Below are 24,472 nucleotides of genomic sequence, written 5' to 3' on the forward strand. Positions count from 1 at the left end.
TTTGCCCTGCGCTTCTACCACTACAGCGTTATTGAACAATCCCGCGAACCCGATGGTTGCCTTCCAGCATTGTATGTTCGCGTCGGGAATTACCGACAGCGAAGCTCTCAATCGCTGATAGCGTGGATGTCTATTTTCACCAGATTTCAGGTGGCGAGCGCACCCGTTCCGTCGCTGAGTCTTGGACCGCGGCAGCCGTCACCCTCGAAGATGAACCAGCTGAGTGCTTAAGATCGAGCTGGACCGGTAGAGCAAGGGGGACGACGATGGAATCGACTAGCGTCCGGGAGACCCTGTCGCGTGGTCTACCGAGCTCCGGAGGCCGGATCTTCACACGCGGGTGAGGGCAGAGCCAATAACCAGGCCGCCGCACGGACGCCTGGCCGGTCGCAAGGTGGCCGATACTCGGCTCTTGCCAAAGGGGCCGTCTCTCCGTCCTTCAACTGCATCAGTTCACCGCGGCCTTCTGTGGCTGAAGGGTTCTCTTTGAAGATCGCGGTCAGAAGCTCGACGAAGCCAATGTCGTCGGGCCGCGGAATTCCCGGCGCAGCGTGGTAGCGCCAAGTCTCGCGGCGTGGGGGGCAAGGAAAGATCTCAAGGTAGGAAACCGAGCAGTTGCCGCCCGCAACGAAGCTGGGATTGGTAAAATCGCCGCAGAAATCGGTGTAGATAAACGATCGCGCTCGATTTTGGTCACGCAAGATCGTCTGTGCCACGTTCATGTCATTGCCGCCGAGGCATCGCGAGCGGAATGGGAGGACATAGGCATCTTCGATTTGGAGCTTTACAACCTTTGGCTCGGGATCGGCGAGCAAGGCTGCTCGAGTTTGCCGCAGCATGTCTCCAGTGAACAACCCGTCATACAGCAGCCATTTGGAATCATGAGCCAACGACAATGCGAAGATCGTGATCACGCCGCCTGCGACCGCTGCACGTACGCGCAATCCCGGGATCGCCTGTATACCAGTCGCCATCAGAATCAAGATGCCAAGCTGCGAGGGAAAGAGCAGTCTCGACTCCCCCCGCGCCACGTCGCCATAAACTCCGGCAAGTGCGTAGGGCAGGGCGCCAATGACGGCAATCGCGGCTCCCAACATCAGCAGCATTTTCGCACTTTGGGTCGAGCTGCGGCTCCTTAGTACCCAGGGCGCCCACAATGCGGTTGAAGAGAACAGCACGAAACCGACGACCGCGGCCAATGTGAGTATGCTGGAAACAGGACGTCCCAGGAGGGCGAACCCGCGGGAATAGGCGTAGGCGAGGCCGCGCGGGAAGGCCATGAGATGAGCCGATATTGCGTTGCCGACGACGGCAAAGTCAGGCACGAAGCCATATTGTCCGGAGTAGTGACCGCTCTTTCCCAGGATCGTGAGCCGCAGCACGATGACAGTTGCGACGGCCAGCCAGAACGGCGCGAGCCGCGCAAGCGTCCGCGTCCATCGTTCGTCAGCAGATCGGGCCAGCACGACGCGAAGTGGCTCGCAGGCGATCAAGGTCTCCAGAGACAAAGAGAAAAGCAGACAGAACGGTGCGGCCCATCGAAGCGCCCGTACCTTCGAATGGGTCAATTCGTAGGACAGCAAATAGAAGAGCAGGAAGAAATCATAGATAGCATTCTGCGTCAGGCGAATTGCATAGAACGGGCTGAGTAGGAAGAGGGCCGTGAAGAGTGCCGCGATCTGCCTCGTTTGCGGCGATCTGAAGAAGATGGCGTAGAGCAATATGCCGTTCACAAGATGGCAACTCAGCCCCCCGAGCCGCGCGGCGACTTCGGGCATGCCGGGCAGAGCCACGACGAACAGCGTCATGGGAATCGCGAAACCGGCATGGGCTGCTTCCCACAGCACGCGAGCAAGGCCGCCTGCGCCTTCAGTCCAATAGATGTAGTAAACCGTCCAATCGTCGCCGAAGACCTCACGCGCGAATAGTGCGGGCAGGCTCGCAACAATAGCGAGAACCGCACCCACCCAAACATATCCAATGCCTAATCGGCCGCGCGATGGGGAAGTCGTGGTGCCCAGGTCGGTTTTCGAGCGAAAATGGTCGGAACTGGCAAAGTCGGTCATAGCCCTAGTCCAAGCCGCGTCCGGCCAGATGCTCGGCGGCCAGCACCGCGATCAGCGGGAATGGTTACCGGAAATTTCAGCGATATTCTGAAGATGAGGGTATCCCATAGCAGAACTACGATCGCAAATCCGAGAACAATTTGCGGATACAGGAGCGAGAGGGCGCCAAGTCCAAGTCCCATCAATATCAACGTGGCCGCGCCGACGAAGCATTCGTCCACGAGCCGAGCGCGTTCATGCTTGATGAGAGAGAACGTCAGGCCGAGGGTGGTGGGCAGGTGCACCTTGGCTGCTGCCATAGCTTGATCTTGTCCGCTGTTGCCCATTGCTAAACCGGCGCGGCGTCAGTCCGTTCGGCACCGGCCCCTGCGCGGACCTTGCTGAAACTGGCGCGCTCCGGTGCGACCAGCCACACCAGGCCGCCGAACAGTCCCACGATCAGGCCGCTGAGACCGAGCAAGACCGATATTGCGAGTGCCTTGTCGGAAGCGATTCCGACCAGGCCGAGCGCGGCAACCATTGCGCCTTCTCGCACGCCCCATCCGCCAATCGAGATCGGAACCGCAGAAGATAGAATGACAAGCGGAACAAGAACGAATGCGTCGAGCGGGGAGAGCGGCGCGTCGAGGCCGATCGCAAGGACGTAACAGGCCGTGACCATAATCAGGTTGATGACAATGGCGGCTGCAATCAGCATCCCGCGGCCTTCGGCCGCCAGCAGCGGAGCCCTGACCAGCATCGCGAATTCCACGACCCGGGCCGGCAGAGCGGCGATCATGCGAGATGGCCAGCGTTCCAGCGTGACAAGGGCGACGAGGCCGAAACACGCAAATACGAGAACGATGACGATTGCAAAGACGAGCGAGTTGTCACGGATCCGTGGCAGCAGAAACGGCATTCCTGCCAATATGACGGCCCCGAGCGCCAGCAGTGCCAGGAAGCGATCGGCCACGATGCTGCCGATCGTTTGCGACCATTGCACACCATTCCGCCGCAGCATCCAGATCCGGACCGCGTCACCCCCCGCGGGCAGCACCTGATTGAAAAAGGTGCTGATGATGAGGATACGCCAGCCCGCCAGCCAGCCCAGGGGCACGCTCATGGCGCGGAGGATCAGGATCCAGCGGTGGCAGAGAATGAAGGTCTGGGCGAACAGCAGCAACACCGCAAGCGCCAGCATATTCAATTTGACGGCGAGAAGGTCCGCTTTCAGGGACGACAAGTCCTGGCTGCGCAGGAGCAAGACCAGGATCCCGATCGAGACGGCGAACTTGGCCAGAGTAGCCAGTGCTTTTGCAGGCCGCTTCATCGGCTGGTGTCGTCCTCGATCATTCACGGCGGCATAGTCAAGCAGCGATAGCGGTCGAAGTCTATCTTCTCGCCAGATGCTCCGCCGCGAGCGTACCAGTTCTTGTGACGTAGACCTCGACAGCGGCAGCGTCGCTGCCATCGGGGGCCCAGTCGGGAAATGCGGTGCGGGAAGGATCGAACGGGCCGGCGGTGGTTTCGTGAAACACCAGCCACTCCGAGGTGATCAGGATCGAGTGGAACACCTGCTCGGGCATCCGGTAGTAGCAGCGCTTGCCCTGGCCGTAAGGCGCCATCTCGAGCACGTCGCGGATCCGCCCGTCGTCCTCGAAGATCACCACCTGCGCTTTGCCTTCGATGACGTGGAAGGACTCCGGTTTGCCGAAATGCTTGTGGGGCCGGACATAGGCCTCGCGATGATGCACGATCAGCATCTCGTGCAGGCCCGACGAGGGATCGGGATGGGTGCACAGTCGGCTGCGGAGACGCGGGTTGCCTGCGGCGATGCGCTTCAGTTCCGCGATCGTGGCGTCGTCCGCCGTGACGATGGCATCGTCCGAATAATACACTTCCGGATTTTGCGCGCGCAGCGAGGTCGGCCGGTGCAGGCCGGCTTCATTCGAAGAAGATGAACCCATGGTCGCCCCGATAACCGCATTTGTCGTAGATCCAGGCCCACGTCTCCGGACCATGGAAGCTCAGGCAGGTGAGCTGCCAGTAGAGGAGGTTGGCCTTCTCGCTCTCGTTGCGGAACGATTCCACCATCAAATATTTTGAGGCACCGCGCCCGACGCGCTCGATCTCCGTCACGGCGCGGAAGACATCCTCGAGCGGAAGATTGTGCAGCACGCCGAGCGAGACCACGAGGTCGAAACTGTGGTCGGCGTAGGGAAGCTCGACGGCGCTGCCGACCTTGAGCTGCGGCCGCACCTCCTCCTTGGCATTGGCGATGCCGTAGTCGGAGATGTCGATGCCGGCGATGGTCACGTCGGGGACGAGCTGGGTGAATTCGTAGAGCAGGTAACCCTTGCCGCAGCCGACATCGAGCACGCTCATGCCAGGTTTGATGCCGTAGCGATCGATCAGGGTCTGGGCGAGCGGACGCCACCGTCCGTCGTAGCGATACCCGCCATAGCCATAGCGGCGGTCGCCGTCCCAGTAATCACGCCCCCATTGCCGTGCCACGGTCGCGGATTCCGCCTTGTCGTGCTCGACGACCCGCTGAACGTAGTTCCGCTTGGTCGAGGCGTGCATCGGCTGAAGCAGGTTGATCTCGGCCATGATCGTCAACCGTTCCGTGTCATCGTCACAGGATGGTCGCGTATTTGTTGACGAGCAGAATATCCTCGACCGCCTGGATGCCCTCTCGCGAGGACAGCGTGATCTCCTCGACGGCGGCGTGCAGATCGCAGCCCTCGCGCAGCACGCGGTCGTAGATCTCCCGTCGGCGCGCCTCGTCGGGCGGCAGCATGAAGATGCTGTAGAGGATCAGGCCGTTCAGGCGGGGCAGCTCGTCCACGATGTCTTCGAGCACCATGTAGCTGCCCGGCATGATGTGCTCGACGGCGCTGAGCAGGTATTGCAGGTTCTTCCGCCGCGCGTAGTCGCGGATCACGATGTTCTGGACGTGCTGCGGGGTGCGGCTGCCGTTCAGCGGCCGGGCGCCGATATAGCCGCGATGGCCGGCTCGCTCAGCCATGGAAGCCTCCCGGCAGCTTGTATTGCATGCCGACCCGTGTCGCCGGGCGCAGCAGGATCGGCTCGAAGAACTCGCCGAAGCGCTTGTCCGCGTAGGGCGACATGATGCTCTTGAAGCGGCAGTTCATGCTCCAGCGCGTGCCGGGCTCCTCGTTGATGCGATTGCCGTGCATCAGGGTCTGGTTGAACAGCATCACGTGACCGTAGGGAATCTCGATGAAGGTCGCGTGCGGCTTGATCGTCTTGTACAGCTCCTCGGCGCTGCGCAGGCTCGCCATCCGGTCCTGCATGTCGCCGTTCAGGGACGGCGGCAGCAGATACATCGCCTTGGTGCGGTGGACGTTCACCAGCGGCACCCACACCACGACCTCGAACGGCGAGTCGCCCGACCAGACATCGGAGTGCGTCGCGAGCAGCGAGGAATCGTCGCCGGGCATCTGGATGCTGAGATTGACGCGGCGCTGCATGCAGAGCTCGTTGCCGACGATGGTCTCGATCGTCGAGCGCGCCAGGCGGAAATAGGTCGGCCGGAACCAGGGCTCGGCATTGAGACCGTTGAAGACGTGGAGCCGCAGGCCGTTGAGATCGTCCACGCTCACGCGCGTGTGGATGGTGTCGAGCATCGCGTAGGGGTCGTTGCTGTGCGGCAGCTTCAGATAGTCCGCGGCAAGTTCTGCGGCGCGCCGCTGGATCCGGTCGAGCCCGGCGCGGTCATCGGCGGGCGTCGTGACGAAGCCGTTGTCGATGAAGCGTTGCGCCAGCGCCTGCTCGTCGGCCTGGAGGAAGTCCGTATCGATCATGCAAAATACTCCCGGGCGGTCGCACAAATATAGCTGATGTCGGCGGCCGAGAGGAACTGGTTGATCGGGAGCGTGAGGATCTGGTCTGCCTGCCGCTCCGTCACCGGAAACGCGCCACGGCCGTGACCCAGATGCGCTGCCGAGGGCTGGAGGTGGATCGGTACCGGATAATGGATCGCGGTCTCGATCCCCTTGTCGGCCAGATATTTCTGGAAGTCGTTGCGACGGTCGGTCTGCACGACGAACGTGTGGAAGGTGTTGAACTCGATGTTCCGGCAGGGCGGAATGAACAGGGGGAGGCCCGCGAGCTCAGCGCGGTATTGCGCGGCGTTGCGCCGCCGGCGTTCGATCACCGAGGGCAAGTGACGCAGGCGGATGCGCAGCACCTCGGCCTGAAGCGTGTCGAGCCGCGACACGATGCCCCATTCCTGGACGTCGCTGCGGTTGATCAGGCCGTGGTTGCGCAGACGGCGAATGCGCGCGGCGAGCTCGGCATCGGCCGTGACGAGAAAGCCGGCGTCGCCCGCGGCATTGAGATTCTTCAGCGGATGCGCGGAGAAGCAGCCGAACGTTCCCATGGTGCCGCTCATGCGGCTGTCATAGGTCGAGCCGACGGCCTGCGCGCTGTCCTCGATCACGGCGAGTGCGTGCTTGCTGGCGATCGCCATCAGCGGGTTCATGTCGGCCATGCGCCCGGTCAGGTGCACCGGCATGATCGCCTTGGTCCGTGGGGTCACGGCGGCCTCGACCGCGGCCGGATCGATGTTCTGGTCCGGCAGCACGTCCGCAAAGACGGGCGTGGCGCCGACCGCGATGATCGCGGCGGTCGATGCCACGAACGAATTCGGCGGGGTGATGACCTCGTCGCCGGGACCGATGTCGAGCGCCCGCATGGCGAGGATCAGCGCATCGGTGCCGGAGTTCAGCGTCACCACACGCGGCGAGCCGAGATAGGCGGACAGCTCTTCCTCAAGCTTCCCGACCGCGGCGCCGCCGATGAAGTCGCCGCGGGAGAACACGCCCTCGACCGCCTGCATGATCTCGGTGCGCTCTTCCTCGAATTGTGCGGGAAGATTGACGTAACCGATGCGGCGGCGGCCGGTGTCAGCGTCCATGGCAGAACTTCCGAACGGTCTCGATGACGCGATCCTGCTGCGCGCGCGTCAGATGCTGGTCCACGGGGAAGCTGATGACTTCCTTCGCATGGCGGTCGGTGACCGGGAAGGTGCCGGGGGCGTAGCCGAGATGCTTGAGGCCTTCCTGCTGATACAGCGGGATCGGGTAGTGGATCTTGGCTTCGATGCCGTTGTCCAGACAGTGCTTGTAGAGCTCGTCGCGGCGCTCGGCGAACACCATGTAGAGGTGGTAGACGTGTTTCACGTTGGGCCGGCGCGGCGGGATGCGCAGGCCGGGCAAGCCGGCGAGGCCCGCATCGTAGTAGGCCGCGTTCTCGATCCGGCGCCGCGTGATCTCGCTGGTCTGGCCGATCAGCCAGTTGCCGACCACCGCCTGGAGCGAATCCAGCCGCGAATTGCAGCCGAGGATCGCGATCTCGTCGCGGTTCTTCATGCCGTGGTTGCGGATGAGGCGGAGCCGCTCGTTCATCCCGTCGTCATTGGTGACGACGACGCCGGCATCGCCCCAGACATTGAGGTTCTTGAGCGGATGCAGGGAGAAGCCGGCCGCAATGCCGTGGGTGCCGGAGCGCTTCCCTGCAAACTCGGACAGGATGCCCTGGCAGGCATCCTCGACGACGGGCAGATTATGGCGCTGGGCGATCGCCATCAGCTTGCCCATGTCGGTAACCTCGCCGGTCAGCTGAACCGGCATGATCGCCTTGGTCTTCTTGGTGATGGCGGCTTCGACCTGGTCGACGTTCATGCAGAAGGAATCGTCGCAGTCGACCAGCACGGGCGTTGCGCCTGTTTCAGCGATGGCGCCGACGGTGGCGATGAACGTATTGGCGGCCGTGATGACCTCGTCGCCATGGCCGATGCCGAGCGCCTTGAGCGGCAGCTTGAGCGCGTCGGTGCCGGATCCGACGCCGATGGCGTGACGCACGCCGATCAGTTCGGCAAAGCGACGCTCGAATTCGGCGACCGGCTTGCCAAGAGTGAAATCACCGGTCGCCACCAGGCGGCCGATCTCGGCCAGGATCGGAGCGGGGTCGGCGAATTGCTCGAGCAGATAGGAATATCGAACGTCGTACATGTGACCCGTCAGGTGGAATGAAGTTGAGGAGAGGAGGTGTGCGAGGCGGCAAGCGCGCGCTCGATCGAGGTCGCGATCGCGTTGGGGGCAAGGCCGTGCTTCTTCAGCAGCGAATCCTGCGAACCATAATTGTGCATGAAGCGGTCCGGCAGCGACAGCCGCAGCATCGCGGGCAGACCCGAACCGAGCTTGTCGATCAGCGCCTCCGCGACCGCGCTGCCGAGGCCGCCGGAGGGTACGTGCTCCTCGAGCGTCGCGACGAGCCTGGTGCCGCGGATCGCCTGCAGCAGCGCCTCGGTATCGAGCGGCTTCACCGTATGCATGTGCAGGATGCCGACGCGAATGCCTTGTGCGGCCAGCAGGTCGGCTGCGGCCAGCGCCCGCTGCAGCATGATGCCGGTGGTCACCATGAGGACGTCGCCCGGCGGCCGCATCAGGATGGCCTTGCCGATCTCGAAGCCGTGCTCGGCCTTGGAGACGATGGCATCGCCGCCCTTGCCGAGCCGGATGTAGATCGGGCCGGTCCAGTCGAGCGTCTGCTCCATCATGCGCGCCGCCTCGTCGGCATCGCACGGGCAGACCACCGTCATGTTCGGCAGCGCCCGCATGATCGCGATGTCCTCGATCGCCTGGTGGGTCGGACCGAGCGGCGCGTAGACGAGCCCGCCGCCATTGGCGATCAGCCGCACCGGCAGATTGTGCAGGCAGAGGTCGACGGCCACCTGTTCGTAGCAGCGCCGGGTGAGGAAGGTCGCGATGGTGTTGACGTAGGGCACGAAGCCCTCCATCGCGAGTCCTGCCGACATGCCGATGATGTGCGCTTCCGAAATGCCCTCGATCAGATGGCGCTTGGGAAACTCCTTGCTCATCGCGCGCAAGGTGCCCGCGCCTGGATCGGAGCCGATGTAAAGCACTCGCTCGTCGCGCGCGGCGAGCTTGTGGACCATGTTCATGGCTGTGTTGCGCATGGGGAGCCGATCAAAAATCGCCGACGGCGACGCGGATGGCGTCCAGCTCGCTGTCGGTCAGCTTGTTCTTGTGATGCCAATCGGCGTTGGACTCTGCCGCCGGCAGACCCTTGCCCTTGACGGTATGGCAGATGATCGCGGTGGGCTTGCCCGGAACGGTCGGAACCTGCTTCAGGACGGTGCGCAGGGTGCCGACGTCGTGGCCATTGAGCTCCTGCACGGCGAAGCCGAAGCTGCGCCATTTGTCCGCAAGCGGCTCCAGCGGCAGGACGTAGTCGGTCGGGCCGTAGCTCTGCAGCTTGTTGCAGTCGATCAGCGCGACCAGATTGTCGAGCCCGTGCTTGGCCGCGCCCATGGCGGCTTCCCACACCGATCCCTCGTTGATCTCGCCATCGCCGAGCAGCACGAAAGTCCGGTAGGTGCGCTCGCGCATGCGTGCGGCGAGCGCGAGGCCGACACCGATCGACAGGCCATGGCCAAGCGCGCCGGTCGACGCCTCGACCCCCGGCACCATGCCGTATTCGGGATGTCCGCCCAAAATGCTGTCGGGACCGCAGAAGCCGTCGAGCTCCGACAGGGGGAAGAAGCCGCGATCGGCCAAGAGCGCATAGAGCGCCAGACAACCGTGTCCCTTGCTGAGGATCGCGCGGTCGCGGTTGGGATCGCGCGGGTCCTTCGGATCGATCCGCAGCACGTCGTCATAGAGCACGCGCACCATCTCGATCAGCGACAGCGCGGGACCGACATGTCCGCGTCCGGCCGAGCGGACAGAACCGAGTACCAGGCGGCGCAAATAAAGGCTGCGCTCGTCCAGCGTGCAGGTGAGGGCGGCTTCAGCGTGGGGTGAGATCTGGATCACGTTGGCAAATCATTTGGTGGAGCCGGCGGGCTTTGTCGAGCTGTCCGGCAAGGCGAACCGTCAGATCGCCACCTTGCGCAGCCAGGGCACGCCGGGAGCGGCTTTCCGGCAAATAGGCATTCAGGACAATCAGGCACCAAATCGCCCCGAACACAGGATACAGTACGTCACGGCGGATCGCAAACGCGTCATCCCCAGCTTCGAAGGCACGCGAGAGCCGTTCGATCAATCGGTTCGCACTGGCTTCGGGCAGATCGCTGCCTGGGTGAATCGCGGTGTCGGACACGAGTTTGACGGGATCGTCCCAGCCGAAATATTCGAAGTCGATGAATCGCAGTCTGCCGTCGTCGGCGCGCAGCGCGTTGTGCAATCCGAAATCCGATGGGCTCAATGCGCGATGGGTGGGTGCCAGGTCCGCTGCGGGATCCCGGCCCAGTTCCGCATAGCGCCGACGAAGTTGCCGGATCGCGATGGCAGTGCTGGGAACCAGGCTGCCGTCCATGAACGCACGCAGGTCCGGCTGATCCTGCGATGCGCGCCTCAACCCGTCCAGGCGCTGCTCGTACTGGGCGATGGCTGCCTCGGGCGAGAAGATGCTGGCCGATGCGTTTCGCAAAGTCTGCGCGCCTTCGGCGTTGTGCAGCTTCTGAAGCTCGATCAGGAAGTCGGCCAACTGGTCGGCATCGTCGTCCCGGGGGCGCAGCACCGCCGAATCGCCGTCGAACCATTGATAGATCGCGCAGAACGCATTCGCGTCCTTTGCGATCGGCCGCGGTGTCGATGTGATGCCGTGGCGAGACAGAAACGAGAGCGCATCATATTCCTGTCCGAGGCGATCGCGCCCGTCGGATGGATAATGCTTGAGGGCGAGCGGCGGTCCCTCCGCCATCTCGAGCCGAAACACCCGGTTGTTGCCGCCGGACCGCGCCGGTTGCGCAGCCGCGACCCGCGCTCCGGCCAAGCGGCTGCCGATCGAGACCGCATCCTGCGCGCTGATGTCCGGCTCGCTCATGCCGCGAATACTCCGCGGTGGATATCGGCCCAGGTCGCGACCGGCTCGCAATGGGCGGGGTGAGGGGGCCGCGACTGCGTGAACAGGATCGATCGCGTCGTCTTCGGAAAATGCGGCTGCTCGAAGACGTCGACGAGATCGTCGATGAAGATGTCAAGCCCCAGGCTCGCGAGCCGCTCCACCTTGGCCGCAAGCGTATCCTCGAAATAGATGTTGCCCGCGGCCAGCGTCGCCTCGGCGGTGTCGGTCAGGCCTGCGGTTCGCAACCAGCCGCGCGCGGCGTCGCGCAAGTCGACGCGGTCGGGGTCCTGATGGCCGAACTGCGTCTTGTGGCTGACAATATAGACGTTTGCGCCGGCCTCGCGGCACGCTCCGAGGAACTCGCGGACGCCCGGGTAGATTTCGGCGCCGCCAATTCCCTTGCCGTAGACGAAGCCCTGCAGGCCTTGCCAGGCAAGCTCGCCGCCCGCGCGGGACCGCACATGATCCCGCACGTCGGTCTTCAATCCCTCCCACCCCTCAGGCACCAGCCCACGCTGACGCGCGACGGCGGCAAAGACCTTGTCGTAGCAGATGATCGTGTTGTCGAAATCGATGCCGATCCGCACGCCGCTCACTTCAGGCTGATGTTCTGCATCATCTTGATGTTGAAGTACCGAGGATCGTTGAGCGAGTTCGGCAGGCGGCCGCCCCTGAAGGCGTCCACGAGTCCGGACACGGCCTGTTCGATCGTGTGCGTCGGCGCAAATCCCAGCTCGCGGCGGATCTTCTCCGAGGAGACGTGGTATGAGCGCAGATCGTCGGTCGGCTCGACGGCCACGTCGACGTTGTCTCCAACCACCGATTTGACGATGTCGGCGATCTTCATCAGCGAGTGGTTCTCGTAGCCGATGTTGTAGGTCTTGCCGTCGATCTTCGCGTCATCCTGCTGAAGCAGGAACAGATAGGCCGCTGACATGTCCTCGATGTGCAGATTGGGCCGCTTCTGCGTTCCGCCGAACACGCGGATGCGGCCGGTGTTGACCGCCAGATTGGTCAGGATGTTGACGACGACGTCGAGCCGCTGCCGCGGAGCGTAGCCGCAGACGGTAGCCGGACGAACCGTGCAGGTGACGAATCCGGACGCGGCTTCGTCGGCAAGGTCGGTCTCGCACATCGCCTTGAATTTCGAGTAATCCGTGAGCGGCTCGCAGGACAGCTCCTCGGTCACCTCGGCCTCGTCCTTGATGCCATAGACGCTCGACGAGGACGCATAGATGAAGCGCTTGATGCCGACCTTCTTCGCGGCACGCACCATCGGCCGGAAGCAGTCGTAGTTGATGGATTTTCCGAGCCCCGGGTCCAATTCGAACGAGGGGTCATTGGAGATGCAGGCGAGGTGAATCACCGCATTGGTGCCGCGCAGGGCCTCGTTGATCGCCGCCTCATCGCGGATGTCGCCCTTGATCAGGCGCAGGTTCGGATTGTCGCGAACGGCGTTGAAGACGTCATCGCCGTACATGAAGAGGTCAAGCACCGTGACCTTGTGGCCCGCCGCCAGCAACTGGGGAACCAGAACGCTGCCGACATAGCCGGCGCCACCGGTGACCATCACATTCCATTTCTGACCAATCACTGTCGTTCTCCAGATTTTCCCGTTCGCGTCACTTCAACAACGCGGTGACGAATTTGACCAGCGGCGCCTTTTCGACCGAGCTGCGGTGGCCGACGATGCCGACCTTGATTGCGCCTGCCGCATTGCCGATGAAGGCGACGTCCTCGATATTGCCGCCGGCTGCCACCAGCGGTGCCGTAATCGTCAGGAAGGCATCGCCGGCGCCGACCGTGTCGACCACGGTCTTGGTGAAAGCGGGTACGCGCGCGACGCCGGTCTTCGACGAGAAGGGGTAGCAGCCGAAGGAGCCGTGGGTGATGATCATGTTGTCGCAATCGATCTTGGCATGCAGGCCGTTCTGGATCACCGACGCGATGTCGTTGAACTTGTCGGTGGCCGCCAAGCGTGCTTCCGGCGCGTCGATGCAGACGTAGTCGGCGCGCGGATACTTCGTGATCAGATTGTAGCCGTGGTTTCCGCTATTGCTCTGGGCGTTGACCGCCAGGAACTTGGAGTTGGCGATCAGCGTGTCGATCGTGCTGGACGCGATCATGCCGTGACCGAAATCGGTGACGATGACCACGTCGGCGCCGCGCACGCGCTCGGCGGTGACACGGTCGATCTCCTTGCGCTCGGTCTCGTCGAGCGGCGTGTCGTCCATGGTGTAGACTTCGAAAAGCTTGTGCAGATAGCCCAACTCGACGTACCGCAATTTGCGGGTGGTCGGGCGGCCCTGAATGCGGATCGGCGTGAGCGTGACATTCGGGCGGACATGCGCGCGGATGAACTCTTCAGGGTAATCCTTGCCACCCAGCGTCGTGACGATCTCGACCGATTTGCAGAAGCTCGCCACGTGATTGGCCGCGGCAATGACGCCGCCGGCAAACTGCTCGCCATTCTTGAACAGGGTGGCGACGATGTTTTCCTTCGAAGCCTTTCCGAGCGCCGTGACGTACTGGTACTCGTCGATGATGGTGTCGCCGACCAGCACGACGTGCATGTCCTGGATCTTGTCGATCAGCTTCAGCAGGCGTTCGGCGCCACCGCCTTCGCGGACCTTCTGGAGGTAGTCGCGCAGAGGCGGATCGTAGATGTCGAAGTACCGGTTCATCAGCGACGACGAACTGAAGGTCACGTCGCGCGTGAAGACGATGCGGCCGCCATGGCGTTCGACGGCATCGCGCTCGGTGGTGATCTTGCCGGTGACATCATCCTCGGGGTTTTCGTAGTCCGACCCCTTCACGTAGATGTCGGGGCGCACGGTATCGAGGATCGGCTCGGCGCTCGATGTCAGGTTGATGCCGACCCAGTCGACGGTGCCGAGCGCGGCCAGCATCTCGGCGCGCATGCTCTCCGGAAAGATCGGCCGGCCCGGGCCCTTGTTGACGAAGCGGTCGGCGGTGACGGTCACGATGACCACGTCTGCCTCGTTGCGCGCCGCCAGGATGTGGCGGACGTGGCCAAGATGCACGAGATCGAACACGCCGTGGCAGAGCGCAACGGTTCGGCCTTCGGCCTGCGCCGCCCGCGCGATCTCGCCGAGTTCCTCGATCGTCTTGATCTTCTGATGCGGTGCCGGATGGACGGCCTGCTTGTCAGTCGAAGCATTACCCATGTGAATTATCCAAAGGGCGGGTCGGCCTGGCCGGCCCGGAAATGGTCGGTTGGTGGAAGGGACGCTGAGGTCGAACGAGTCTGCTCAACGCCCTGCCTTCTGCGGCGTGCCGGATGCCGCATCGCTGCCATCACCGAGATATCTGAACCAGTCCTTGGTGGCGTCGGCGATCTTGTCCACAGTCCATAGGGGCGCGTCCCTGTACTGGTCCATCGACTTCAGCATCGTCGCGACGCCGTCCTCGAATTTCACCTTCGGCGTCCATTTCAAGATCCGCTTGATTTTGGTGATGTCGGCGTAGGTGCAATCCGGCTCGCCGGGACGCTTGGGAATGTGGACCTTGTCGCCGCCGAGAAGCTCGACCAGCCGATTGACACTGTAGGTGTTGTCCGAGCCGACGTTGAATATCTCGTGCGAGACGTCGGAACGTGCGGCGGTCACGAAGGCATCGGCGACGTCGCTGACGAAGGTGAAGTCGCGCGTCTGCTCGCCGTCGCCGACCACGGTGAATGGCTTGCCGGCGAGCTTCTGCGCCATGAACACGCCGAACACGGCGCCGTATGTGCCCGTGGTGCGATGGCGCGGCCCGTACACGTTGAACAGGCGCAGCGCCACGGCCGGAAGCTTGTAGACCTGGCACCAGTGCATGATGCACTGCTCGCCGAGATTCTTCGTGAGAGCGTAAGGATACATCGGCCGTATCTCGGCGCTCTCCGGCGTCGGATAGACGTCGGGAATGCCATAGCAGGACGACGACGCCGCATAGACGAAGCGGCTGACGCCCGCGTGCCGCGCAGCCTCGAGAACGTTGACCGTGCCGTCGACGTTGGCGCGGTGATACGGGATCGGGGATTCGATCGAGGGAACGATGTCGGCCAGGGCCGCGAGATGGAAGACCCAGTCGATACCGTGGAAATACGGTTTGATCGAGTCGGGCTCTGTGACGTCGGCCCGCACGATCTTGAGCCGGTCCGATTTGGCGCGCGACGCAAGATTTTCGGGACGTCCGATGACGAAATTGTCGAGTGCGATCACCTCGTGGCCATCATCGAGGAGGCGATCGACGAGGTGACTGCCGATGAAACCGGCGCCGCCAGTAACGATGCACTTCATAGGGAACATCCGTAGTGCGAATGCCCTGCGGGCGTCGCCAATGTCGAGTGAAACCCGAAAAGCCGACTACCAGCCGCTCGCGGCTTTTGCAAGCAGTATACCTTTGCAATCCCTGGTAATAGCCGGTATCAGGGCCGTCATGTTGCAGTCGAGCCACCAGCCCATGCCTGCCGAGTCCGTCGATCCCGATCACAAGGCTTTCCTCGCCGATTATATGGGGCGCCTGCATCGCGCGACCGCGGTCGACGACGCTGTTTTTGCCAGGATCTCCGCCACGCGCGCGACTTGGTTGCGCACGCGTGAGCAGGGCGGTCGCGTCATCTTCATCGGCAATGGCGGTTCCGCCGGCATCGCCTCGCATCTGGCGATCGATCTGGCGAAGAATGCGTCCGTACCTGCGCTCTGCTTCAGCGATGCAAGCATGATGTCGTGCCTTGCCAACGACTACGGGTTCGAGGACTGGATCGCGCACGCCGTGCGGCTGAGCGCCCGCGCTGGCGACTGTCTCGTCGCGATCAGCTCGTCGGGGCGCTCGAAGAACATCCTCAATGCGGTTGCGCAAGCGCGGACGATGAAGCTCGACGTGATCACGTTGTCGGGCATGAACGCGGACAATCCCCTGCGCAATCTCGGCGACGTCAATTTCTGGGTGGACAGCCGCAGCTACAATATTGTCGAGACCACGCACCAGTTCTGGATGATGGCCGCGATCGACCTCGTCATCGGTCGCGCGGAATATCCGGCATCCTGAGGCAGGCGCCCGATGCAGTCGCGGTTCAAGCAGGCGGCCCTGTTTTCGGTGAAGCTGCTGCTGTCGGTCGCGGTGCTGGTCTACATCGCGCGCGGTCTCGACCTGGGCCAGTTGCGCAATCATCTCGTCTCCGTCGATCCACTCCTGTTCGTCCTCGCCCTGGCGCTGATTTTCTTTCAGACCTTCGTGCTCAACGGCCGGTGGGAGCTGATCATGCGCGCGCTCGGCGTGTCGCTGGACTGGCTTGCTGGTTGGCGGATCCTCATGATCAGCCTTTGGTTCAATCAGGTGCTGCCGTCGTCAGTCGGTGGCGATGCGGTGAGGATGTGGCTGCTGCGGCAGCGCGGCGTGCAATGGCCGGAGGCGGTCAAGGGCGTTGCGGCAGACCGTTTCACGGCGCTGATCGGTCTGATCGCGTTGATGGTGGCCGGATTGCCGTTCCTGCTCTCGCGCGTGTCCAATCAGGCCGCGCTCCTGGCTATCGGCGGACTGACGCTGGCGGGCGTCGCCGGCACCGTGGTCCTGTTGACGCTCGACCGTCTGCCGAAGCGCCTCACTGCGATTCCCGCGATTGCAAGCTTCGTTCGGTTCGGAACGCTGGTCAGGTTTCTTCTCCTGCAATCCGAGCGCCGTGGTTTGCTGTTCGGATCGGCGCTCCTCATCCATCTCGTGACGGCGGCGGCCTGCTACGCCTTGGCGCGTGGCGTCGGAGCGCAGCTTTCCGTGCTGGACGCGGGCATCCTGATTCCGCCGGTGGTGCTGTTGACGGCCGTTCCGATCTCGATCAGCGGCTGGGGCGTTCGCGAAGGGGCGATGGTCGCTTGCCTCGGCCTGGCGGGCGTGCCTTCCGAAGAGGCGCTGTCGGTTTCGCTCCTGCTGGGCGCCATCAGCGTGATCATCGGGCTCGTCGGCGGCGTGATCTGGCTGGCGAGTCAGGAGCGCGGCGCGTATTCGGCGGACAAGGCCGCCAAGGCGGCGGAGGAGGAGGCGTCCAGCTTCGCGCTGGGGCAGGGCAAGGAGGTCTCGAGCCACCCATGACCCGCTTCAGCCCATTGCCGATCTGGTCTTCACGGGGTGAGATTGCCTCACTCGCTCGCATATCTCATTTTCCGGTTCCATGATGAAAAACCTGTTCTACGTCCGCCATACCTGCCGCCTCTGTCACTCGGACAAGCAGGAACTCGTCGTCCCGATGGCAGGCATGCCCATTGGCACGCCGAACTTCCAGGTGCCGGACGCCAGCGTCGACGATCCGGTCTTCCGGGCTGCGGTGCCGATGGCGCTGCATCTGTGCAGGGACTGCGGCCACCTCCAGATTCTCCATGTTGGCAATCCGGAGATCCAGTACCGCAACTACGTCTACACCACCTCGCTCTCGCTCGGCCTGCGGGAGCATTTCGCGGGCTATGCCAACGACGTCGTCAGCCGCTTCGGTGTCGCGCCGGGCTCGCTGGTCGTCGAGCTCGGCAGCAACGACGGGTCGTTGCTCGGCTTCTTCAAAGAGCGCGGCATGCGGGTGTTGGGCGTCGATCCCGCCGTCGACATTGCGCGGTGTGCGACGGAAGCTGGGATCGAGACCATCGGCGATTTCTTCACCGATGCCATCGGGCACCGCATCCTGCAGAGCCACGGTGCGGCGAGCGTCGTGATCGCCAACAACATGATCGCCAATGTCGACAATCTCGATCCGCTGGTGATCGGGGTTCGCGACGTGCTCGCGCCGGATGGATTGTTCGTCTTCGAAACGCAATACGGCGTCGACGTCACCGAGAAGAACCTGCTCGACACCGTCTATCACGAGCATCTGTCCTATTTTAACATCAAGCCGCTGACCCGCTTCTTCGCCCGTCTCGGCATGGAAGTGATCGACGTCCAGCACATCTGGACCAAGGGCGGCTCGATCCGTGTGACGGTCCAGCGCGCCGGCGGTGCCAAGAAGCCGTCGGCAGAGGTCGCGCGGTTCATCGCCGAGGAGGACCGGCTCGGCGTCGATCAGCCGGCCTATTATGCGCCCTATGTAAAGAGGATCGCCGCCATCCGTGACGAACTGGTCGCGATGGCCGATGCCGCCCATGCGCGCGGTCAGCTGGTCGCCGGTTACGGCGTCTCGGTCGGCACCACGACGCTGCTGCCGCAGTTCGGCCTTGAGAACAAGATCGACTTCCTTGTGGACGACGACCCCAAGAAGGGGAATGTGATGGCCGGACCGGGGTACGACATCCCGATCCTGCCGCCTGCGGCCCTGTATGAGCGCAAACCGGCGTTCGTCGTCGTCTTCGCCTGGCGTTACGTCGACCCGATCCGGTCCAAGCATGCCCGTTATTTCGCCGAGGGCGGAAAATTCGCGGTGCCGTTGCCGGGTATTTCCATGGTCGACCGGGCCGACTGAGCCGCGAGGGTCCGTCGGGGAGGTCCCGGGCGGAGGCTAGATCTCGCCTCCGAGGGAGCGGGTGGATAAGCCCTTGATCCTCCTTGGGGTATGAAACGTCGCCGAGGACGCCGGCTTCCCTGTGCGACGCCCCTGTATCTTGACCTTTGGCCCCATCCGCAGTATCTACCCGGCACTCGCAGCCGGCCCGTTAGACGCGGATTTCCGGCGCGGCTTTGAAATCCCCGAACAATCGAGCCCGGTTTCCGGCTCATCCTTCAGACGAGGGCTGGGCCAAAGGCGGCTGTTCGGATCCCTTTGAAATCAGTAGCCGTCTTGCGACGGACGTTGGACATCAAACGATGGCAGTCAGCCCGTTCAAGTTCTTGCAGGAAGTGCGCTCGGAGACCGCCAAGGTCACCTGGCCGACCCGTCGTGAGACCACGATCACCACCATCATGGTGTTCGTCATGGTCGCCGTGGCCTCGATCTTCTTCTTCGCCGCCGACCAGATCATCCGCTATCTCATCACTTTCCTTCTGGGCATTCACTGATGGCAACAGCAACGGCTCAATTGTCTGACAAGCGCTGGTACATCGTCCACGCCTATTCGAACTTCGAGAAGAAGGTCGCCGAATCGATCCGCGAGCAGGCCAAGCAGCGCGGGCTCGAGGAGCTGTTTGAGCTGGTACTGGTTCCGACCGAGAAGGTCACGGAGGTGCGCCGCGGCCGCAAGATCGACGCCGAGCGCAAATTCTTCCCGGGCTATGTGCTGGTGAAGATGAAGCTGACCGACGAGGCGTTCCATCTGATCAAGAACACGCCGAAGGTGACCGGCTTCCTCGGCGCGGAAAACAAGCCGATGCCGATCTCGGAGGCCGAGGCCATGCGCATCCTGCACCAGGTGCAGGAGGGCGTGGAACGGCCGAAGGCGTCGGTCTCGTTCGAGATCGGCGAGAACGTGCGCGTGGCCGACGGCCCGTTCGCCTCGTTCTCGGGTGTCGTCGAGGAAATCGACGAGGCTCGCTCGCGCGTGAAGGTCGCGGTGTCGATCTTCGGCCGCGCCACGCCGGTCGAATTGGAATTCGGTCAGGTCGAAAAGGTCTGACCGGACGAGGCGTGAGGCTTCAGGCCTTGCGCGACAAGAGGCCGTGGGAGGACGAGGGCGGTTGCCAGCCGCTCGGGTTCCCGACCACGAACCTGAAACCGCCGGCGACATGCCGGCACAACAGGAGTGATACATGGCAAAGAAAGTGACCGGATACCTGAAGCTTCAGGTCCCGGCCGGTGCGGCGAATCCTTCGCCCCCGATCGGTCCCGCGCTCGGTCAGCGCGGTCTCAACATCATGGAGTTCTGCAAGGCGTTCAACGCCCAGACCCAGAAGGAAGAGAAGAACACCCCGATTCCCGTCGTGATCACGATCTACGCCGATCGTTCGTTCACGTTCGAGATGAAGACACCCCCGATGTCCTTCTTCCTCAAGCAGGCTGCCAAGATCCAGTCCGGCTCGAAGGCGCCGGGCCGTGACAAGGCCGGCAAGGTGACCAAGGCGCAGGTGCGCGAGATCGCCGAGAAGAAGATGAAGGATCTGAATTGCGATTCCATCGAGTCGGCCATGAAGATGGTCGAGGGCTCCGCCCGCTCGATGGGTCTGGAAGTTGCGGGGTAAGCGGTCATGGCAATTGGAAAGCGTTTGAACAAAGCCCGCGAAGGTGTTGACCGCGAAAAGCTTTATCCGCTCGCGGACGCCATCAAGATGGTCAAGGAACGCGCGAAAGCGAAGTTCGACGAGACCATCGAGGTCGCGATCAATCTCGGCGTCGATCCGCGTCACGCCGACCAGATGGTCCGCGGCGTCGTGACCCTGCCGAACGGCACCGGCCGTACGCTCCGCGTCGGCGTGTTCGCCCGCGGCGCCAAGGCTGATGAAGCCAAGGCTGCGGGTGCTGACGTCGTCGGGGCCGAGGACTTGGTCGAGAAGGTGCAGAACGGCTCGATCGATTTCGACCGCTGCATCGCCACCCCCGACATGATGCCGCTGGTCGGCCGGTTGGGTAAGGTGCTCGGCCCGCGCGGCCTGATGCCGAACCCGAAGATCGGCACCGTGACCATGGACGTCACCGGTGCGGTGAAGGGCGCCAAGGGCGGCTCGGTCGAGTTCCGTGTCGAGAAGGCCGGCATCCTCCAGGCCGGCGTCGGCAAGGCCTCGTTCTCCGAGGAGAAGCTGGTCGAGAACATCAAGGCTCTGGCCGATGCTGTCTCGAAGGCGAAGCCGGCCGGTTCCAAGGGCACCTACATCCAGCGCGTTGCGGTGTCCTCGACGATGGGCCCCGGCGTGAAGGTCGAGCCGGGCACCATTCTCGGCTAAGATTTGGAAATTGCATGAGGCGAGGGGCGGAATTGGGCAACCGATTCCGCCCCTCGTCGTTTGTGAAGGCTCTCACCGGAAACAAGAACAATGGCTGACAAGGTCCTGATCTATTCGCGCTTTCCCAAGACGATGATGGCGCGCTTCGCCGAGCGGTTCGAACTGCTCGACACCGGCGGCAAGCCGGCACGCGAGGTGTTGCCGGCCGAAGAGCTCGCCGGCATCCGCGCGGTGCTGACGGCGGGCGGCACGCCGCTCGGGGCGGAGGCGATGGACCTGTTTCCCAAACTCGGCGCCATCGTCTGCTACGGCACCGGTTATGACGGCGTCGACCTCAAGGCGGCCGCCGCGCGCAACATCGCGGTCGGTCACAGCCCGGGCGCCAATGCGGCTTCGGTCGCCGATATCGCGATGACCCTGATGCTGGCGACGACGCGGCGGATCCTGGTCGCCGACCAGTACGTCCGCAGCGGCGACTGGGCCGCGTCAAAACCCTCGCCGATGATGCGCCCGCAGGCCGGCATGCCCGGCCGTCGCATCGGCGTCTATGGGATGGGCGAGATCGGCCGAAAGATCGCCGCGCGCTGCGCCGCCTTCGAGAGCGAGGTCGGCTATTTCAGCCGCACCAAGTACGATCTGCCCTACCAATATTTCCCGTCGCTGGAGGCGCTGGCCGACTGGTGCAGCGTGCTGATGATCGCGGTCCGGGCCGGGGCCGACACCCAGCACGTCATCAACGCCGACATCCTCAAGCGCCTCGGTGCGGATGGCTATGTCGTCAACATCTCTCGCGGCTCGGTGATCGACGAGAAGGCCATGGTCGTGGCCTTGACCGACAAGACCATCGCCGGCGCCGGCCTTGACGTTTTCGAGAAGGAACCGCACGCGCCGGACGCGCTGACCGCGCTCCCCAATGTGGTGTTCGCGCCGCATATCGGCGGCCACACGCTGGACTCGCACGTCGCCATGCAAGGCTGTGTCCTGGCGAACCTGACCGCGTTTTTCGAGGGCAGGCCGCTGCCCTATTGGGTGAAAGCCGCCTAGCGGCCGTGCGGAAAAAATAGACTCGCTTGAATGCGATTGCGCGTCGCGTGAACGCGTCGCTCGCATCGTCCTGGACCAAGCGGAAACGCTGTTGCTGTTCGGAGAGATAGCTCCCGGACCCAAGTCGCAGCTGATCGTCGTGCGCGAGACGCAATGCCATTTCGTATTGCCATATCTGAAGATCCCGCCGGGTGGCAAAGATTGCCTCGGCCTGTGGCATGTAGGCCGTAAGCTCTTCACGGTGCATTCGAATCTGGAATCGCGCCTGGGTGTGGTCGCTGCCGTCGACGATCGGATTGCTGATGAGCGCAATGATGTCTTCGACGAACTTGCGCTTGTCGTCGCGGTTGAGCCGCGACCAGAATTTGTAGAGCTTCTGATCATCGCAGCATTGGACGAATCGCGCCGCGACTCCGATGATCTCGTCATCAACGTACCCGCTGCCTTGAACCTGAAGGGCGATATCGAGCGCGCCGAACGGATTTTTCGTGAGGGCCAGCTGCTGTGCGCGCTGGGAGAGCTCGACGTTGCTCGTTTCGACGAATTTCAGTGGCGCCTTCCAGTCAATTCCATAGGCGGCGGCGGCGAGATCCTCGCCCGAGAACGCGGGTCCCCCCACTTGAATCGACTGACGTGGCCCGACCGAGGCGTACGTCCAGAGCGGCGTTGGGTGAGGGTTGTTGCCAAGAAACGGCAGATAACTCAGAACGGATTGCCGGCCGTAGCGCCACGTCGCCGCAACGCGTTCTTCGCCATCCTGTCGGACGCTGATAGTGCCGGTGTTGCAGCAGCCGTCGCCGAGAAGCGGCTCCGCGGGCTGGGTGCGGATCACGAGGCCGTCCGGAACGGCAGCCAGAGTTGTGGTCTTCAGGCACTGATCGGTGCGTCCAGAGCTGCGCAACTGGCTGGAGCGGAGCAACTCGTCGGCATCGCAATCCTTGGCCGCTGCAAGCTGTGTCGCATGAATTGCACCAACGCGGCCCTGTTTATCGGTCTGAGCATGGACGAAGCTGTCGATGGCGTGGTCAACGAGGAGCGTGGTGCTTCCGCAGCACGGCTCCCCCGGACCCACGATGGTGAGCGTCCGCATGCTGCGTAGCTCGGCCGGCACCGGACGGCTGAAGAGTGACTGATCCACCTCCCTGGCGAACTCGTGCCGGTTCCAGACGGAAGCGCAGTACCATGCTGCAAAGAACAGGAGCGGTGCGACGGTTAGACCCGGAAGTTTCCGATAGATCCCGAATATCGCCATCCCGCTGATTGCAACGAGCCAAGGGAAATTCAGGTATCCGGGCATGAGGGCCAGAACTAAGACGCCCAAAAGTCCGAACCATCCGCCCATCAAATGCGGTAAGTTCAGCAACAACACATAGATGCCTGCAAGCGCAACGAGACCGAGAAGAAGAGTGGCGACGTGCCGGATCATTGCTGTCGAACCTGTTCCCCAGAAGAAGGTTGGCTCAACCTGTAGATGAGAAGCCTTGTCCAATCCGTAATGCGTGCATTCCGATGCGCTGTCGGGCGAAAAGGCTTCGCTAACCCTTCTGCCGGAACGCACCCTTTGCGCGGGTTCAAGCCCGGCCGGCAACGGATTGGAACTGGTGTGAATTTTGCTCTTGGCAAGCCGGCAGAGAGCGGTTAAAGAACCGCTTCCGGACGCGCCGGCCTCGGCGGGCGCGTTCGTGCACGCATTCCGAAAACCCGACACGCAGGAGTTCATTCCTTTTCAGGACGTCCGCAAGGATTTGCCCGAAAAGGAAGGAAAATTCATCGGTTGGTGGGGTGCGGGCAGGGGTCAGGCGGTTCGCCGGCTGGCCTTGTCCTGTCCAAGACTGCAGGCGCCCGCGGAAATTTCGATTTCTCAACGGCTTAATCGCATGGCCTGCATAGACGGGTGAAGACCGGATTTCACTTCGTATCCAGCTTCAAGGGCTGGCTTTACGAAACGGGTCTGGTTCGGACCTCGACACGCCGTGGGCCTCATGGGCTCCCGGAGGGCAGGCTTTGAATTGTCGTCTCGCCCGGCGCGTGTCCTGGGGGTTTTGGCCCCGAGGTTCAGGTTTTGGGTGGGGCGATGGGTGCAACCCGGCGGTCCCGCTTCTCGCGATGACCGCCAACCGGAAAGAGCTTGCTGTGGAACGAGCGGCAAAAAAGGAAGCGGTCGAACAGCTCAACGGGGTCTTCAAGACCACGAGCGTCGCGGTCGTTGCTCAATATTCCGGCCTCACCGTCGCCCAGATGCAGAAGCTGCGTATGCAGATGAAGCAGGCTGGCGCCTCGGTGAAGGTCTCGAAGAACCGTCTCGCCAAAATTGCTCTTGAAGGCACTGACGTCGTTGCCATCGGCCCCATGCTGAAGGGGCCGACCGTGATCGCGACTTCCAACGATCCGGTAGCGGCGCCGAAGGTCGCCATCGAATTCGCCAAGGCGAACGAAAAGTTCGTCATCATCGGCGGCTCGATGGGCAAGACCGTCCTGAATGTCGACGGCGTGAAGGCGCTTGCCTCGCTGCCGTCGCTTGACGAACTGCGCGGCAAGATCGTCGGCCTCATCGTGGCCCCGGCGACCAAGCTGGCCCAGCTCGCCAACGCGCCCGCGGGCAAGCTCGCGCGCGTGATCCAGGCTCATGCCTCAAAGGGCGAAGCGGCCTGACGCCCTTCGCAAAACTCAAACCCGAACCAGACTTACACTCAAGG

The 24,472-nt window shown here is 63.1% G+C and carries 26 protein-coding genes; 10 read left to right on the plus strand and 16 right to left on the minus strand.

From position 1 onward, the window contains the following. Nucleotides 1-305: 305 nt before the first annotated feature. From NLM27_RS08970 to NLM27_RS09045, 16 genes are all read right to left on the minus strand, one after another. Nucleotides 306-2,066: a hypothetical protein gene (locus NLM27_RS08970; RefSeq protein WP_254142996.1), complete on the minus strand. Its 1,761-nt coding sequence runs from the start codon at nt 2,064-2,066 to the stop codon at nt 306-308. Next, nucleotides 2,063-2,365: a hypothetical protein gene (locus NLM27_RS08975; RefSeq protein WP_254142997.1), complete on the minus strand. Its 303-nt coding sequence runs from the start codon at nt 2,363-2,365 to the stop codon at nt 2,063-2,065. The genes NLM27_RS08970 and NLM27_RS08975 overlap by 4 nt, the downstream gene beginning before the upstream one ends. Before the next feature lie 29 nt (nt 2,366-2,394). Further along, nucleotides 2,395-3,375 (minus strand): lysylphosphatidylglycerol synthase transmembrane domain-containing protein, encoded by a 981-nt coding sequence (locus tag NLM27_RS08980; protein WP_254142998.1) that lies wholly within the window; start codon nt 3,373-3,375, stop codon nt 2,395-2,397. Between the two features lie 61 nt (nt 3,376-3,436). After that, nucleotides 3,437-4,012: a WbuC family cupin fold metalloprotein gene (locus tag NLM27_RS08985; RefSeq protein WP_254142999.1), complete on the minus strand. Its 576-nt coding sequence runs from the start codon at nt 4,010-4,012 to the stop codon at nt 3,437-3,439. Next, nucleotides 3,990-4,655: a class I SAM-dependent methyltransferase gene (locus tag NLM27_RS08990; protein WP_254143000.1), complete on the minus strand. Its 666-nt coding sequence runs from the start codon at nt 4,653-4,655 to the stop codon at nt 3,990-3,992. The genes NLM27_RS08985 and NLM27_RS08990 overlap by 23 nt, the downstream gene beginning before the upstream one ends. Nucleotides 4,656-4,680: 25 nt before the next feature. Continuing rightward, the gene (locus NLM27_RS08995) at nt 4,681-5,073 is read right to left on the minus strand and encodes an LIC12192 family sporadic carbohydrate cluster protein (protein ID WP_008549438.1); all 393 of its coding nucleotides are present in this window, start codon (nt 5,071-5,073) and stop codon (nt 4,681-4,683) included. Continuing rightward, a complete protein-coding gene (locus tag NLM27_RS09000) occupies nt 5,066-5,872 on the minus strand; it encodes a sporadic carbohydrate cluster 2OG-Fe(II) oxygenase (RefSeq protein WP_254143001.1) in 807 nt (268 codons plus the stop codon). The genes NLM27_RS08995 and NLM27_RS09000 overlap by 8 nt, the downstream gene beginning before the upstream one ends. Then, on the minus strand, nt 5,869-6,987 hold the full coding sequence (locus NLM27_RS09005) for a DegT/DnrJ/EryC1/StrS aminotransferase family protein (protein WP_254143002.1): 1,119 nt from the start codon (nt 6,985-6,987) through the stop codon (nt 5,869-5,871). The genes NLM27_RS09000 and NLM27_RS09005 overlap by 4 nt, the downstream gene beginning before the upstream one ends. Beyond that, entirely contained in the window at nt 6,977-8,083 is a 1,107-nt protein-coding gene (locus tag NLM27_RS09010; protein ID WP_254143003.1) for a DegT/DnrJ/EryC1/StrS aminotransferase family protein, read from the minus strand. The genes NLM27_RS09005 and NLM27_RS09010 overlap by 11 nt, the downstream gene beginning before the upstream one ends. Before the next feature lie 8 nt (nt 8,084-8,091). Continuing rightward, entirely contained in the window at nt 8,092-9,051 is a 960-nt protein-coding gene (locus NLM27_RS09015) for a transketolase family protein (protein ID WP_254143004.1), read from the minus strand. A gap of 10 nt (nt 9,052-9,061) precedes the next feature. Continuing rightward, nucleotides 9,062-9,910 (minus strand): 1-deoxy-D-xylulose-5-phosphate synthase N-terminal domain-containing protein, encoded by an 849-nt coding sequence (locus NLM27_RS09020; protein WP_254143005.1) that lies wholly within the window; start codon nt 9,908-9,910, stop codon nt 9,062-9,064. Further along, complete coding sequence (locus NLM27_RS09025) at nt 9,885-10,922, minus strand: aminoglycoside phosphotransferase family protein (protein ID WP_254143006.1); 1,038 nt, start codon at nt 10,920-10,922, stop codon at nt 9,885-9,887. The genes NLM27_RS09020 and NLM27_RS09025 overlap by 26 nt, the downstream gene beginning before the upstream one ends. Further along, a complete protein-coding gene (locus NLM27_RS09030; protein ID WP_254143007.1) occupies nt 10,919-11,530 on the minus strand; it encodes a hypothetical protein in 612 nt (203 codons plus the stop codon). Before NLM27_RS09030 ends, NLM27_RS09025 begins: the two co-directional genes overlap by 4 nt. A 5-nt stretch (nt 11,531-11,535) precedes the next feature. Further along, nucleotides 11,536-12,537, minus strand: coding sequence for an NAD(P)-dependent oxidoreductase (locus tag NLM27_RS09035; RefSeq protein WP_254143008.1), 1,002 nt, complete (start codon nt 12,535-12,537; stop codon nt 11,536-11,538). 28 nt (nt 12,538-12,565) lie between these two features. Next, nucleotides 12,566-14,131, minus strand: a complete 1,566-nt coding sequence (locus tag NLM27_RS09040; RefSeq protein ID WP_254143009.1) for a PfkB family carbohydrate kinase — start codon at nt 14,129-14,131, stop codon at nt 12,566-12,568. 84 nt (nt 14,132-14,215) lie between these two features. Beyond that, complete coding sequence (locus tag NLM27_RS09045; RefSeq protein WP_254143010.1) at nt 14,216-15,244, minus strand: SDR family oxidoreductase; 1,029 nt, start codon at nt 15,242-15,244, stop codon at nt 14,216-14,218. Between the two features lie 163 nt (nt 15,245-15,407). Here NLM27_RS09045 and NLM27_RS09050 point away from each other — a divergent pair, with 163 nt between their 5' ends. From NLM27_RS09050 to rplJ, 10 genes are all read left to right on the plus strand, one after another. Then, nucleotides 15,408-15,995, plus strand: a complete 588-nt coding sequence (locus NLM27_RS09050; protein WP_254143011.1) for an SIS domain-containing protein — start codon at nt 15,408-15,410, stop codon at nt 15,993-15,995. 12 nt (nt 15,996-16,007) lie between these two features. Then, entirely contained in the window at nt 16,008-17,033 is a 1,026-nt protein-coding gene (locus tag NLM27_RS09055) for a lysylphosphatidylglycerol synthase transmembrane domain-containing protein (RefSeq protein WP_254143012.1), read from the plus strand. Nucleotides 17,034-17,115: 82 nt separating this feature from the next. Further along, nucleotides 17,116-18,384, plus strand: a complete 1,269-nt coding sequence (locus NLM27_RS09060) for a class I SAM-dependent methyltransferase (protein WP_256569947.1) — start codon at nt 17,116-17,118, stop codon at nt 18,382-18,384. A 341-nt stretch (nt 18,385-18,725) separates the two neighbouring features. Then, nucleotides 18,726-18,917: a preprotein translocase subunit SecE gene (secE, locus tag NLM27_RS09065; RefSeq protein ID WP_007611620.1), complete on the plus strand. Its 192-nt coding sequence runs from the start codon at nt 18,726-18,728 to the stop codon at nt 18,915-18,917. Beyond that, entirely contained in the window at nt 18,917-19,471 is a 555-nt protein-coding gene (gene nusG / locus NLM27_RS09070) for a transcription termination/antitermination protein NusG (RefSeq protein ID WP_007602985.1), read from the plus strand. Before secE ends, nusG begins: the two co-directional genes overlap by 1 nt. 133 nt (nt 19,472-19,604) lie before the next feature. Then, complete coding sequence (rplK, locus tag NLM27_RS09075; protein ID WP_006611824.1) at nt 19,605-20,033, plus strand: 50S ribosomal protein L11; 429 nt, start codon at nt 19,605-19,607, stop codon at nt 20,031-20,033. A gap of 6 nt (nt 20,034-20,039) precedes the next feature. Next, nucleotides 20,040-20,732, plus strand: coding sequence for a 50S ribosomal protein L1 (rplA, locus tag NLM27_RS09080; protein WP_014494487.1), 693 nt, complete (start codon nt 20,040-20,042; stop codon nt 20,730-20,732). Nucleotides 20,733-20,822: 90 nt separating this feature from the next. Beyond that, nucleotides 20,823-21,776: a 2-hydroxyacid dehydrogenase gene (locus NLM27_RS09085; RefSeq protein WP_254143014.1), complete on the plus strand. Its 954-nt coding sequence runs from the start codon at nt 20,823-20,825 to the stop codon at nt 21,774-21,776. A gap of 91 nt (nt 21,777-21,867) precedes the next feature. Continuing rightward, a complete protein-coding gene (locus tag NLM27_RS09090) occupies nt 21,868-22,875 on the plus strand; it encodes a hypothetical protein (RefSeq protein ID WP_254143015.1) in 1,008 nt (335 codons plus the stop codon). Nucleotides 22,876-23,909: 1,034 nt separating this feature from the next. Beyond that, on the plus strand, nt 23,910-24,428 hold the full coding sequence (gene rplJ / locus NLM27_RS09095) for a 50S ribosomal protein L10 (RefSeq protein WP_140976519.1): 519 nt from the start codon (nt 23,910-23,912) through the stop codon (nt 24,426-24,428). Nucleotides 24,429-24,472 lie beyond the last annotated feature (44 nt).

The organism is Bradyrhizobium sp. CCGB12, from assembly GCF_024199845.1.
Taxonomy (GTDB): domain Bacteria; phylum Pseudomonadota; class Alphaproteobacteria; order Rhizobiales; family Xanthobacteraceae; genus Bradyrhizobium.